At 53.8% G+C, this 13,401-nt stretch carries 15 protein-coding genes; 2 read left to right on the top strand and 13 right to left on the bottom strand.

The annotated features are described in order from the left end of the window. Positions 1-68 precede the first annotated feature (68 nt). Positions 69-674, top strand: coding sequence for a TetR family transcriptional regulator (locus B4113_RS09125; RefSeq protein ID WP_033023486.1), 606 nt, complete (start codon positions 69-71; stop codon positions 672-674). A 131-nt stretch (positions 675-805) separates the two neighbouring features. Here B4113_RS09125 and B4113_RS09120 read toward each other — a convergent pair whose 3' ends face one another. The 7 genes from B4113_RS09120 to sppA all read right to left on the bottom strand — a co-directional run bounded on the left by B4113_RS09120 (position 806) and on the right by sppA (position 7,016). Further along, on the bottom strand, positions 806-1,996 hold the full coding sequence (locus B4113_RS09120; protein WP_033023484.1) for an acetate kinase: 1,191 nt from the start codon (positions 1,994-1,996) through the stop codon (positions 806-808). A 480-nt stretch (positions 1,997-2,476) separates the two neighbouring features. After that, positions 2,477-3,466, bottom strand: a complete 990-nt coding sequence (locus tag B4113_RS09115; RefSeq protein ID WP_033844345.1) for a class I SAM-dependent methyltransferase — start codon at positions 3,464-3,466, stop codon at positions 2,477-2,479. 161 nt (positions 3,467-3,627) lie between these two features. Next, positions 3,628-4,128 (bottom strand): thiol peroxidase, encoded by a 501-nt coding sequence (gene tpx / locus B4113_RS09110; protein WP_033844346.1) that lies wholly within the window; start codon positions 4,126-4,128, stop codon positions 3,628-3,630. Between the two features lie 124 nt (positions 4,129-4,252). Then, positions 4,253-4,717 (bottom strand): GerW family sporulation protein, encoded by a 465-nt coding sequence (ytfJ, locus tag B4113_RS09105; RefSeq protein WP_033023443.1) that lies wholly within the window; start codon positions 4,715-4,717, stop codon positions 4,253-4,255. Positions 4,718-4,728: 11 nt separating this feature from the next. Next, positions 4,729-5,412, bottom strand: a complete 684-nt coding sequence (locus tag B4113_RS09100) for a DUF2953 domain-containing protein (RefSeq protein ID WP_033023441.1) — start codon at positions 5,410-5,412, stop codon at positions 4,729-4,731. Positions 5,413-5,523: 111 nt separating this feature from the next. Beyond that, a complete protein-coding gene (locus tag B4113_RS09095; RefSeq protein ID WP_033023439.1) occupies positions 5,524-5,994 on the bottom strand; it encodes an RDD family protein in 471 nt (156 codons plus the stop codon). Positions 5,995-6,008: 14 nt separating this feature from the next. After that, positions 6,009-7,016: a signal peptide peptidase SppA gene (gene sppA, locus B4113_RS09090; protein WP_033023438.1), complete on the bottom strand. Its 1,008-nt coding sequence runs from the start codon at positions 7,014-7,016 to the stop codon at positions 6,009-6,011. Between the two features lie 107 nt (positions 7,017-7,123). Here sppA and B4113_RS09085 point away from each other — a divergent pair, with 107 nt between their 5' ends. Continuing rightward, positions 7,124-7,927 carry an NAD kinase gene (locus B4113_RS09085; protein ID WP_033023433.1) on the top strand — a complete coding sequence of 268 codons (804 nt, stop codon included), beginning with the start codon at positions 7,124-7,126 and terminating at the stop codon, positions 7,925-7,927. A 309-nt stretch (positions 7,928-8,236) separates the two neighbouring features. Here the strand turns inward: B4113_RS09085 and mbcS are convergent, their stop codons facing one another. From mbcS to B4113_RS20505, 6 genes are all read right to left on the bottom strand, one after another. Then, on the bottom strand, positions 8,237-9,832 hold the full coding sequence (mbcS, locus tag B4113_RS09080) for an acyl-CoA synthetase MbcS (RefSeq protein ID WP_033023431.1): 1,596 nt from the start codon (positions 9,830-9,832) through the stop codon (positions 8,237-8,239). Between the two features lie 141 nt (positions 9,833-9,973). Continuing rightward, entirely contained in the window at positions 9,974-10,177 is a 204-nt protein-coding gene (locus tag B4113_RS09075) for an alpha/beta-type small acid-soluble spore protein (RefSeq protein WP_025949520.1), read from the bottom strand. Between the two features lie 80 nt (positions 10,178-10,257). Continuing rightward, positions 10,258-11,463, bottom strand: a complete 1,206-nt coding sequence (gene thiI / locus B4113_RS09070; RefSeq protein WP_033021988.1) for a tRNA uracil 4-sulfurtransferase ThiI — start codon at positions 11,461-11,463, stop codon at positions 10,258-10,260. Beyond that, entirely contained in the window at positions 11,453-12,616 is a 1,164-nt protein-coding gene (locus B4113_RS09065) for a cysteine desulfurase family protein (protein WP_061912460.1), read from the bottom strand. Before B4113_RS09065 ends, thiI begins: the two co-directional genes overlap by 11 nt. Then, positions 12,616-12,840: a hypothetical protein gene (locus B4113_RS09060; protein ID WP_061912411.1), complete on the bottom strand. Its 225-nt coding sequence runs from the start codon at positions 12,838-12,840 to the stop codon at positions 12,616-12,618. The genes B4113_RS09065 and B4113_RS09060 overlap by 1 nt, the downstream gene beginning before the upstream one ends. 287 nt (positions 12,841-13,127) lie before the next feature. After that, a partial coding sequence (locus B4113_RS20505) for a septation ring formation regulator EzrA (protein ID WP_304439357.1) occupies positions 13,128-13,401 on the bottom strand: 274 nt, incomplete at its 5' end.

Below are 13,401 nucleotides of genomic sequence, written 5' to 3'. Positions count from 1 at the left end.
CTGTACACTATAGATAAAGACAATATCTCTTATTTTCCTCAGACAATCTATGGGGCGGAGGTGAAATGATGTCTTCACAGGAGCAATCTCAATCAGGGCTAAGAGAGCGAAAAAAAGCGAAGACTAGAGCACTCATTCAACAAAGCGCCTTGCGCCTCTTTCGCGAGCAAGGCTACCATGCAACAACAGTCGAGCAAATCGCGAATGCGGCCGAAATCTCGCCCAGCACCTTTTTTCGTTATTTTCCAACAAAAGAATCGGTTGTGTTAGATGACGATTATGATCCGCTGATCATAGATGCATTCCGGAAACAACCACATCACCTTCATCCGATTCAAGCGTTTCGTCTGGCGCTGAAAGAAGTGTTTAACAGTCTGTCTGAAGCTGAGCGTTCTGCCATTCGCGAGCGCATCGAACTTGCTTTGACAGTGCGGGAACTGCGGGCAGCGGCATTTCATCAAGTCACCGCAACCGCGGAAATGATTTCTCGACTGTTAGCCGAACGTATGAGCCGCAAGCATGATGACATTTTTGTGCTCACTCTTACTGGAGCATTAATGGGAGCAGTATTATCAATGCAATTTTATTGTGTCCAGCATCATGAAACGGACTATATGAAGGTAATCGACGAAGCATTGGGATATTTAGAAAAAGGATTTGCTTTGCCAACCTAGCGGCTGTTCCTTTTTCACATGTTTTCTGTTCGGCTTGCTCAATAATGAAAAGGCTGTTCCAAAAGGTCAAAATACGATCTTTTGTGAACAGCCTTTTGTTTGTTGATTTATGAAACTCCTTGGCACTTTGTTTACAAATGCGCCAGCCGCATCACATCGCGGGCGATCATCACCTCTTCGTTCGTCGGAATGACGAGCACTTTGACCGGCGAGTGCGGATAGCTGATGAACGCTTCCTTGCCGCGCACTTTGTTGAGGATCGGATCCCAGTACACTCCCATGAACTCGAGGCCGCGCAAGACTTTCGCCCGCACGACGTCGCTGTTTTCGCCGATGCCGGCGGTGAAGATGATGGCATCGACCCCGCACATGCGCGCCGCATACGAGCCGATGTATTTATGAATCCGGTTCGCAAACACTTCAAGCGCGAGTTCCGCGCGCGCATTGCCTTCGGCGGCCGCTTTTTCCAAGTCGCGCAAATCGCTCGAGATGCCGGATATACCGAGCATGCCGCTCTTTTTGTTCAGCACGTCAATCACTTCATCGGCGGTCATTCCCGTTTTTTCCATAATGTACGGGATGAGCGCCGGGTCGATGTTGCCGGAGCGCGTCCCCATCGCCACGCCGGCTAATGGGGTGAAGCCCATGGACGTGTCGATCGACTTGCCGCCCTCCACCGCCGCGATGCTCGCTCCGTTGCCTAAATGGCACGAGATGAGGCGCAGCTGTTCGATCGGTCGGCCGAGAAGCTCCGCCGCTCGCTGGGTGACGTATTTGTGCGACGTGCCGTGGAATCCGTATTTGCGAATCCCATATTTCGTGTAATACTCGTACGGCAAGCTGTATAAAAACGATTGTTCCGGCATCGTTTGGTGAAACGCCGTATCAAATACCGCCACCGCCGGCACGTCCGGCAGCACTTCCTGAAACGCCCGAATGCCGACGAGGTTGGCCGGATTATGAAGGGGAGCGAGCTCGGACACCTCTTCGATTTGCCGGATCACTTCATCGGTAATCAGCACCGAATCGCTGAACTTTTCGCCGCCGTGGACGACGCGGTGCCCGATGCCATCGATCTCGGCAAACGAACGGATGATGCCGTAGCGAATGAGTTTATCCAGCAGCATTTTCACCGCCGCGGCATGGTCCGGAATCGCCGTCACTTCTTGATGCTTTTCGCCGTTTACGACGATGGTAAAAATCGCGTCGTCAAAACCGATCCGTTCGACCACCCCTTTGGTCAGCACCGTTTCCGCCGGCATCTCAAACAGCTGAAACTTCAACGAGGAACTTCCTGCATTAATGGCTAGCACTTTCGCCATAGACGTATCCCGCTCCTTTTTGACAAAAATCCGCTCGCGCTTGCCATTAGTGTGCGCGATGCGCGTCCGTTTCACTATGCCTTTTTCATTGTATGCACCCCGTTTCCCCGTTTCAAGCGCAGTTTTGGTTCGCAACCGGTTGCAAGAAAAAGTTTTTATGTTGCGAAAAATGAAAACGATGCTGATTACAAAGGGAGGGGCAAGAGCAAGCCTTGATCATCGAGAAGCCCCTCCTCTAGAAGGCTGGTGAAAAACGGTTGTTTCTTTTGAGCAATGGGGGGATCGTTTGAAAGGTGATCCTGATGCGATGAGGCTTTTCTATTTGAAAAACGGGCTTGATAAGCGGCTTGCCCGCTTAAATCACCGGTCTCCTAGGCGTGAGCGCAAGAGGGAGGAAGAGGCAACTTCCCGTTTGGCGGAGAGGCTTGGCGGGCCGGTGATCAAAAAAGGTGTCCCATCGCCATTGGGGACACCCTCTTGTCACTGTCCTTTTTCCGCAGTGATCCAGGCGTCGATTTTGGCCATCATCGCCTGCATCGCTGATTTATTGGAAAATCTAGGCAAATCAACAAGCAGCACGTGTTTGGGCTTTTTGACGTTTGGCCCTTTCTTTTGCAAAATCAACACGCTTTTGGCCGCCTGATCGTTTTTAAACATCGACAGCGGCAGCTGCAAGACGCCTTGAACGATGGCTGCCTCTTTTAAAAATTCGTTCAGCTGCCCCGCCTGCGGGCTTGAAAACAACGTATTCGGGATGAGGAAAAACAAGTAGCCCCCCTCTTTCGTATAGCGCAAGCTTTGCTCGATGAACAAATGGTGGGCGTACGACTTTCCTTCGGTTGCTTTTAAGGCGAAGCGGGCGGCATTGTCGTCATCCGGGTAATAGCCGACCGGCAGATCGCAGACGACAACATCGACCGGCTCGACAAACAGCGGCCTGAGACTGTCTTGGTTAAACAGTTGCACCGCATGCTTTTGCAAGTTGGCGTTGACATAGGCCAATTTGATGAGCAGGTCGTCGACATCGCTGCCGTAGCTGGCCGCCTGTTTGCCCCGCAGGCCGTTTAACACCGCCGTCAATAAATTCGCCGTGCCGACGGCTGGGTCGAGAATCGTCACCGCCAAATGCGAGCGCGTAAACTCGCGGACTAAATAGGCCAAAAACAAGCTGACCGCATCCGGGGTCATTTGATGATGCGGCTGGACATGCGTTCGCATCCCTTTTAGCACCGCGAGCTGGAACGCTTTGCGGATGTCTTCGTTTTGAAACCGTTCCAGCAGCAGTTCGCGATACTGCTTTTTCAACCGTTTCGCGTTCAGCTCGCTCACTTCGTCTTGCAACACGTCGCCATGAAACAAATTTTCTCCCGTCTCGGCAACAGCTTCCAAATACGTGCATTGCAATTCTTCTTGCAAAATCCGGGCCGTCTCGTCAACGACCGTGAACAACCGTTCAACTGGCGTCATCATCTATCCGTCCCCACCTTTCTACCAACGTCCCTTCTGTATATTGTACGCCCGTCCGCCTCACACCGCAAGAAAGGGGCCAATCGAAAACGTGAAAAGGCCCCGAACGAGTCGGGGCCCCTATGGTCGGGCATCCTATGGGGGCGGATGTCCGCCGCTCATCGTTATTTCGCCGCTTTTGCCGCTTCAATCGCCGCTTCGTAGTTCGGATGGTTCGTCACTTCCGGCACGTATTCGACATACGTCACCGTGTCGTTGCTGTCGATGACAAACACGGCGCGGGCAAGCAGGCGCAGCTCCTTGATCAAGACGCCGTAGGCCTGTCCGAACGAGACATCGCGATGGTCGGACAACACTTGCACGTTCTCAATGCCGGCGGCGCCGCACCACCGCTTTTGCGCAAACGGCAAATCGACGCTGATCGTCAACACTTTCACATTGTCCAGCTTCGCCGCTTCCTCATTGAATCGGCGCGTCTGCGCGTCGCAAACCCCGGTATCGAGCGACGGAACGACGCTGATCAGCCGGATATGCCCTTTCGTGTCGGCGAGCGTCACTTCCTGCAAGTTTTGATCAAGCACGGTGAAATCCGGCGCTTTGTCGCCGACTTTCACTTCGTTGCCGACAAGCGTCACCGGCTGCCCTTTAAACGTCACCTGAGCCATGGGTTCTCTCCCCCTTTAGAAAAAATATGTACTACTTCCATACTAAAGCGCAACACGGAATTTTTCAACGATTTTGTCCGATACGGTTGCCAAACAAAAAAAACGCCGGACGCCAGCGGTCCGGCTAAATGTCAAAGTCGTTCGTCTGTTCGCGGGCGCCGCCATCTTTCTTGTTTTTCTTCAGCATCGCCTGAATTTTTTCAAGCGCCTGCGGAGCGACATCGAGAATTTTTTCATATAAGTGCGTGCTTTCGTCCAGATGAAGCAGCTTCACCCCGGACGAGTTGACGACGAGAAACGCAATCGGCGTAATCGACACGCCGCCGCCGCTGCCGCCGCCAAACGGATGTCCGTTCCCTTGTGCCTGTCCGTTTCCGCCCGCTTGTGTTCCTTGCTGGCCATGTTGTTGGCCGTCAACCATAAACTCGCTGCCGCCGGCGGCAAAGCCAAACCCGACTTTCGACACGGTCAAAATCACGCTGCCGTCCGGCGTTTCGACCGGGTCGCCGATAATCGTGTTGACGTCGATCATTTGTTTTAAATTTTCCATCGCCGTCGTCATCAGCCCTTGAATCGGATGGTTCGTCATGTTCATTCCTCCTAGTAGCCTTCGTTTACCTGCCGTGCGGTCGACCATTTCGCCGGCCGCCGCCCGCGCCAATGCTTAATCACTCGCCATCCTGCTACCATAGCATGCCCGATTCGAAAATGAATCATACATGCAAACGCCGTTTCTGACACGGCTTGGTCATACGCGGGCACAACGGCAACAACCGGGACGGTTTTCATGTTCATGTAGCGGCTCACCGCGCCGATGATCATGTATTTCAATGACCAGCCAAGCCCCACAAGCAAGCCGGTTGACGCCGCGTCGCCCGTGCCGATTCTCGTTTTCCACTCCCATTGCGTCACCGTTACATGGCGATAAAATTGTTTCATAATTTCGTGCAAATCGACAACTTGCCGCAAAAACCGTTTTACTTGCCGGATGAAGCGGGCCACTTTCGCCGGGGTCAACTTCCCCTTTTTTTCCTCCTTGTCCCTCGTTCCGCCGACACCTTGCTTTTGGACAAACGCCACCTGCGGCGTTTTTCCGTCCCATTCCGGTTTGAGGAGCGGAATGCGGATCGTATAACGGAAAAGGCCAAACAGCGTGCGCACTACGATTTTGCATTCTTCATCATTCCGTACGTGGCGGAAAGCGATGGCCACCGACACTTTCATCGAGGCGAGCAGCAACAGAAAAAAACCAACGATGATGATCACTACCATTCCTGTTTTCAACGGTCCGCACTTCCTTTCTCCATACATTGTCACCATATGGAAAAAAAAATAAACCTGCCGTTTCGGCAGGTCGATGATGATGGTGAAGTGACCGGTGCCCTTTGCCGGGGACTACTCGCGAATGACGATCGTATCGGCGAATTGATCGTGCATGCCTTTTTTCTTTTCGGAAAACGCCACGAACAGAAAACCGACAAACAACAGCGTTTTGGAAATAAACTTGCCGACGACTTCGCGGAACAGCACCGTCAGCCATGTGAGCCGCCCGCCCCGTTCGTCAACCACTTTTAAGCCGAACACCATTTTGCCAAGCGTTTGGCCGAACGCTTTCGTCATGAGCACAAAGTACGCATAAAACACGATCGCTGCGGCGATCGTGGCCGGTGCAAACATCCCATCCTGCTCAAGCGGCCAGTCAAACAGACGGAACAAAGGCCATACAATCAGGCGATTGATGCTTGCGACTACGATGATATCCAGACAATAAGCCCAGAAACGGAGCCAAAATCCACCGTAATATACAGAGCACACCGTCGGCGGAACAACTTCTCCTAGCAACGCCGCTGCTTCTCTCTCTGTCATGATGGGTTCCTCCTTTACTCAGCATACAAATACATCAGACGCGGCGATGACGGATGCGCCAACTGGCGAATGAACAACACCGTCTCGTCGGTTGGCTTTAGCTGGGTGGTGGCAGCACGCAACAGTGAGCTCCACGGCTTATCGGACACATATTTGACCACTTGCGCTCCTTTGAGATGGTGTTCTTTCTTTAGCGCCTCGATCACATCATCGAGATAGCCAAACTCATCAATCAAACGAAGCGATTTCGCTTGGCGACCGTCATAAATGCGACCGTCGGCCAGTCTGCGGACCACATCTTTTGGCATCTTTCGCCCACTGGCAACCACATTGACAAACTGTTCATAGGAGTTGTTGATGAGCCGTTGCAGCAAGGTACGCTCCGCTTCTGTCATAGGGCGAGCAGGATTCATAATATCTTTATATGGGCCGCTTTTGATCGTCACCCATTCTACCCCGTACTTTTTCGCCAGCTTTTCATAATTAACGCTTTGCATGATGACACCAATCGAACCAGTGATCGTCTCTGGACTGGCGAAAATTTTATCCCCGGCGGTCGCGATGTAGTAGCCGCCGGAAGCGGCCATCGCCCCCATCGACACGTAAATCGGCTTGTTCGTTTTCTTTTTCAGCTTCAAGAGCTGATCATGAATTTCGGCACTTTCCATGACGCCGCCCCCCGGCGAATTGATATGTAGAATGATTGCCTTGACATCATGGTCTTCCTGTGCTTGCTGGATCATCTGTAAAAATGCCTGATGATTGTAGGAAGAGGACGACAGCACCGTCCCTCCTTCACCGCTGTCTTGGATGACACCATCAACTTCTAGTACGGCAATTTTTTTGGTTGGATTGCCATCAGCAATGACTTCCTCACTGAATGGCGAATCCATGAGCGCCATCCATTTTTCAGACCATCCACCTGCCTTGTCGGATAACAACGCACTGACCGCTTGCACCAACACTGAAATGATGAACAGAACTGCAGCGATGGCCAATGCCACCCATCGTTTCCGATTCATTCGTCTTCCTCCCGTCGTAGTTCTCCTGTTTTTAGAACTGATGGAAAATATGGTACGATAGATATTGTACATTGGATTATACAAGAATGCTAGTAGGAGGTCAAAAAATGAACACAGAACGCAATCACCTCTACTTTTTTTACAATTATGATGACGGTCTTGTTGAACGAGTAAAACCGCTCATCGAAAGAACGAAACGCGGGCCGTTCGTCGTGGTCGATGACTTTCGCGAGGCGAATATTATCGTCAGCATCGGCGATGATGGGGCATTTTTACAAGCGGTCCGACAAACCGGGTTCCGTCCCGACAGTCTGTATGTCGGTGTGTCCGTGCTGCCGACGCGCGGATTCTACTGCGATTTCCATATCAACGATATCGATCATATGGTGGAAGCGGCCAAAAATTGGCGACTTGAAGTGCGGCGTTATCCGATCATTGAAGTGACGATCGATGGCACGACCTCGTTCTTTTGTTTAAACGAATGCTCGATTCGCTCGCAAATCATAAAAACGATGGCGGTCGATGTCTTTATTGACGACCTTCATTTTGAAACGTTCCGCGGCGACGGCTTGATCGTCTCCACGCCGACCGGCAGCACCGGCTACAATAAATCGGTGCACGGGGCGGTCGTCGATCCGCTTTTGCCGTGCTTCCAAGTGAGCGAGCTCGCTTCCCTTAACAACAACCGTTACCGAACGCTCGGCTCGCCGTTCATTTTAAGCGGAGCGCGGAAGCTGACGCTAAAAATGTCGGAAGAAGCAAGCCATTTTCCGATCATCGGCCTCGACAACGAGGCGCTCAGCATCCAGCATATCGAACGAATCGACATCCGCCTGAGCGATCGGGTCGTCAAAACGGTGCGGCTGAAAGACAATTCGTTCTGGGATAAGGTGAAACGCGTCTTTTTATAAACGGCGCGCAAGGCCGCCGTTCTTCACGAGACGACAAGGTGTGTGGGAATATTTGGTGCGTATGGATGGAAGAGGGGCTGACCCAAAAGGCGGTCTGCCTTCAAGATCGGCACAACCGATCGTGCGGCAGAAGCAGTCAGCACGTATAGATAGCAACGAAAGAAGGGATCCCGATCCTTTCGGGACACCCTCTTTCGTTTTATGAACGGCTCGCCCCCTCCCGAAACGGGTGGCCTTCAGGCGGGTTCATGTTAAGGAGGCGGGCTGTTTTGCGGCCTTTCATTGCCCTCGCGTTTCCATATCCCGCGCTTACGATGACCGGCCGGCCAAGCGCGCTTCCCGCTCGCGCAGCTCGACGCGGCGAATTTTCCCAGACGCCGTTTTCGGCAAGTCATCGACGAACTCGATTTTGCGCGGGTATTTGTACGGAGCGGTCAATTGTTTGACATGCTCCTGCAACGCCGGAATGAGCGATGGATCGTTTTTGTCGACCCCATCGCGGAGAACGACGAACGCTTTGACGACATGGCCGCGCACTTCATCCGGGCTGGCGACGACAGCGCATTCTTTCACCGCCGGATGCTTGACGAGCGCGTCTTCAACTTCAAACGGGCCGATCGTATAGCCGGAGCTGACGATGATGTCATCGCCGCGGCCTTCAAACCAGAAGTAGCCATCCTCGTCTTTGCGCGCTTTGTCGCCGGTGATGTAATAGTCGCCGCGGAACTGTATCGCCGTCCGCTCCGGGTCTTTGTAGTAATACTTAAACAGCGCCGGCGTGTCGACATGGACGGCGATATCCCCGACGACGCCCACAGGGCACGGTTCGCCGTTTTCGTCGATGATCTCGACAAGATTGCCCGGCGTTGGTTTCCCCATTGATCCCGGTTTAATTTCCATCCCCTTCATGACGCCGACAAGCAGCGTGTTTTCCGTCTGCCCATAGCCGTCGCGCACGTGGACGCCAAAATGCTTGGCGAACGTATCGATTACTTCGCGATTGAGCGGCTCGCCGGCCGATACGGCGCTGTGCAGATGCGGCAAACGGTAGCGGCCGATATCCGTCACTTTCGCCATCAAGCGATACTCCGTCGGCGTACAGCACAGCACATTGATGTTGTATTTTTCTAGTAGCTGCAAATATTTTTCCGGCTCAAAACGGCCATAATAGACGAACCCGGTCGCCCCCGAGCCGAGCACCGATAAAAACGGGCTCCAAATCCATTTTTGCCACCCCGGTCCGGCCGTCGCCCAAACAAGGTCGCCTTCCTCAATGCAGAGCCAATTTTTGGCCGCTGTCCGCAAGTGAGCGTACGCCCAGCCGTGGCAATGGACAACCCCTTTCGGATTGCCAGTCGTCCCAGAGGTGTAGGACAAAAACGCCATGTCATCGCGCCCGGTGTCCGCCGCCTCAAGCGTCTCGCTCTCGTTCGCCATGGCGGTTTCCAGTGAGATCCATCCGTCTTGTCCCTCGTTTCCGATGACGAACTTGGTGAGGCGGTCAATGCCTGCGATCGGCGCAAACTCGTCAAGATACGGTGCGTAGGCGACGACCGCTTTGGCCTCGCTATGGGTGAGTCGGTATTCCAGATCTTTCGTCCGCAGCATCTCCGAGCTCGGGATGACGACAAGTCCCGCTTTCAGCGCCCCTAAGTACACTTCATAGGCTTCAATGAGACGGGGCACCATGATGAGCACTTTGTCTCCTTTTTGCAGTCCACGCGATAAGAAAACGTTTCCAATTTGGTTGGCGCGCGCCATCAGGCGGCCGTATGTAATCTCTTTTGTCTCGCCTTGTTCGCTCTCCCATTTTAGCGCGATGCGGGTTGGATGAAAAGCCGCGTGCCGCTCGACTTCTGACGTCAAGTTGTAGCGCTCGGGGGCGACCAATTCTTCCCTCTTCATTCGTCCCTTTCCCCTTTCTCCGGTTTCATTTATATGGATGACAATTTCTATTATACAAAATAATCAGTCTATTTTGAATTATTTTTTTTGACAAAAGAAACGGCGGGGAAGCTCCCCGCCGCCCAAGCCATGGTGATGAAATTAGAATTGGCGTGCACCGCCCAATTGTTGTTGCGCCATCGCGACGAGACGTTTCGTAATCTCGCCACCGACCGAACCGTTCGCGCGCGATGTCGTGTCAGCGCCTAAGTTGACGCCAAATTCTTGGGCGATTTCATATTTCATTTGCTCAAGCGCTTGCTGCGCGCCTGGAACAAGCAATTGATTCGTGTTGTTGCGTGCCATCTGTTTTCACCTCCTTGCACCTATAGAGTGTGTGAAAACAGATGGATGTATGCAACGTTGGTTTTGGTAAATTTTGAGATTCAAAAGAGGTCGGCAAACTCGTCAACTTGCCCGTCCTGTTCGTCGAGGACGATCGTTTCCGTGTCGTTGACCGCTTTTTCGAGCAGCGGCGCAAGATCGAGCTGGCTCTCGTAATGAAGCACTTTCTTTTTCTTCGGCTTTGTTTTTGGCGCCCGTGGCGTAAAAATGGTACAGCAGTCCTCATAAGGAAGAATCGAGATGTCATGTGTGCCGATTTGCTTAGCCATTTCAATGATTTCCATTTTATCCATTGAAACGAGCGGCCGCAGCACCGGCGTATTCGTGACGTCGTTAATGACATACATGCTTTCCAGCGTCTGGCTGGCGACTTGGCCAAGGCTTTCGCCCGTGACGATCGCCAACGCCCGATGGCGGCGGCGGAGCGCGTCTGTAATCTTCAGCATCGCCCTTCGGGTGGAGATCAGTGAATATTCATTTGGCATTCCTTGATAGATGGCTTGTTGCACTTCGGTGAACGGAACGATGTGAAGTTTGATTCTTCCGCCGTAAACGGTCAGCTGCTTCACTAAGTCGATGACTTTTTGCTTGGCCCGCTCGCTTGTAAACGGGGGGCTGAAAAAGTGAACAGCTTCGATCTCCAGCCCCCGCTTCATCGCCAAATAGCCAGCGACCGGGCTGTCAATACCGCCCGAGAGCATGAGCATCGCCTTGCCGCTCGTTCCGACTGGCAGGCCGCCAGCCCCGAAAATGTCATGACAGGTCACATACGTGCCGTCCTGGCGCACTTCGATGCGCACATCGATATCCGGTTCGCGCACGTTGACCGTCAGCCCGTCCGTCTGCCGCAAAATATGGGCGCCCACCTCATGGTTGAGCTCTTCGCTCCGATAGGGAAACTGTTTGTTGACGCGGCGGGCGCTTACTTTAAACGTTTTCCCTCGATACGGAAGCTGCCGGATGGCGGCGAGCGCCGTTTCTTTCACGGCTTCAAGCTCGTTTTCGCACTTCATGGCTAAGCTGAATGAATGGATGCCAAACACCGTTTTCAGCTTGGCGATGATCGGTTCGTGCGGCTCACCGTTTAATAAGATGTACATTCGATCGTGCATGTATTCAATGTCGATGCGCGGAAACGCCCGCAGCTTGCGGGCGATATTTTGTCTAAGCCGCCGCACGAAAAGGTTGCGGTTTTTTCCTTTTGTCGTCATTTCCCCATAACGGATTAAAATGCGGTCATACTTCATCTCCATGTGATCCCGTTACCTCGCTTAACGTTTTGATCGCCTGTTGAATCGCCGCGACAGCCGGTTTGATCTCTTCACGTCTGTTGTCAAAAGACAAACTGATGCGGATGCCGCGCTCCGCCCGGCCTTCGCCAACGCCCATCGCCAGCAGCGTTTTGCTCGGCGCCCGTCTTTTCGAGGAGCAGGCGGATGTTGTGGAAACGTAAATCTCGCTTTTTTCGAGCTCATGAACGAACACTTCCGGCTTGATGCCGCTTGGCAGCGAAAAGTTGATAATATGGGGCGCCGAACCGCGCTCCGCCGTGTTGATCGAAAGGCTTGGAATCGCGGCGAGCGCCTGCAGCCATTCGGCTTTTAACTCCCGCAGCCGGCCGATGTCTCGTTCATACCGTTCCAAGGCCAGACGGAGCGCCTTCGCCATCGCCACGATGGCGGCGACGTTTTCCGTCCCGGACCGAAGCTGCCGCTCTTGCCCGCCGCCGGCGATCAGCGGCGTCAGGCGGACGCCGTCGCGGACGTAAAGAAGGCCGGCGCCGCGCAACCCATGAAACTTATGGGCTGAGACTGTAAACAAATCGATGCCGCACCGTTTCACATCAAGAGGAACTTTGCCGATGCCTTGCACCCGATCGACATGAAACAGCGTTTTCGGGTGGCGAGCGAGCACGGCTCCAATTTCCTCAATCGGCTGCACCGCGCCAACTTCGTTGTTGACGTGCATGACCGACACGAGGATCGTGTCATCGCGCAGGGCGCGCGCGACTTGTTCGGCTGACACTCGTCCATCAGGTCCGACCGGCAAGTAGGTCACTTCAAACCCGAGCTCCTCAAGCTGCCGGCACGGCTCGGCAACGGACGGATGCTCGATTTCGGTCGTAATGATATGCCGGCCGCGCCGCCGGTATTGCCACGCCACCCCTTTAATGGCGAAGTTGTTCGCCTCCGTTCCGCCGGACGTAAACACGATTTCGCTCGGTTTGACATCGAGCATGGCGGCGATCTGTTCACGCGCCTGCTTAAGCAGCCGTTCTGCCTTCATGCCCAGTCCGTGAAGCGAAGACGGATTGGCGAAATAGTGAGAGGCGACCGTAGCGAACGCATCGACCACTTCCGGAAACGGCTTGGTCGTCGCGCTATTATCCAGATAAATCATCATGTCCATCCTCCGCTCGTCATCGATCCATCTATCATCATATAAAAGCGGGGCGAAAACGGCAACGAAAAACATCCATACGCCGCCGGGGCGAGCGTTTTCCCGTCAAGCTCAAAAGCGGACGGGCGCAAGCGGAACACATCGTCGCCGCCCGGATGCGCCAGCGCCCCGGGGTGCCTCAAAAGCAGGCAGACGCAAGCGGAAACCATGATGGGAACGAACATTCCGGCAAGCTCGAGATGAGAAGACGCCGTTCCGCGATCGCGTCATTTTGTCGTTCGTGCAGCCAAAGACCGGTTCGGGATGATGGCACGTTTCTCCCCGCCGCTGACCGTTCCTGCCCTTCGTGCGGCGCCCTCTGTGGCCGAATCAACCGTTTCCACCCGCCGTTTGCCCCCGTTCGGAATCAAGCCCTCTGCCACAGCCTTCCAGAAGGCGGAAATGCCCATTTACATTATTCGCCAAAAACCCGATAAATATCGGCCGAAACCGACATTTATCGGGTTTTTCTTTACGATTCGCGGCCGCTGTCCTCCTGCCAGAGGCGCTGCACCCGGTCAAACGCCCCCGGTTCGACGTCCTCCACAGCCGCCACCGCTTGGCGCAGCGCTTCTTCGTACTCGTAATGCCGGAACAGCGATTCCGCTTCCTCCAATTTTTTTCGCACGGACGGATAGCGGCGGCGGTAACGATTGCCGTATTGAATCGTCCGCTCGGCGAGCGTCGCCTGCTCAATCATCCCGATCGTCCGTTCATACAGCTGCCCGACCGCCGTCTTCGCCTCT

The sequence above is a fragment of the Geobacillus sp. B4113_201601 genome (assembly GCF_001587475.1).
GTDB lineage: Bacteria > Bacillota > Bacilli > Bacillales > Anoxybacillaceae > Geobacillus > Geobacillus icigianus.
This window is presented reverse-complemented; position numbering and strand designations above follow the sequence as displayed.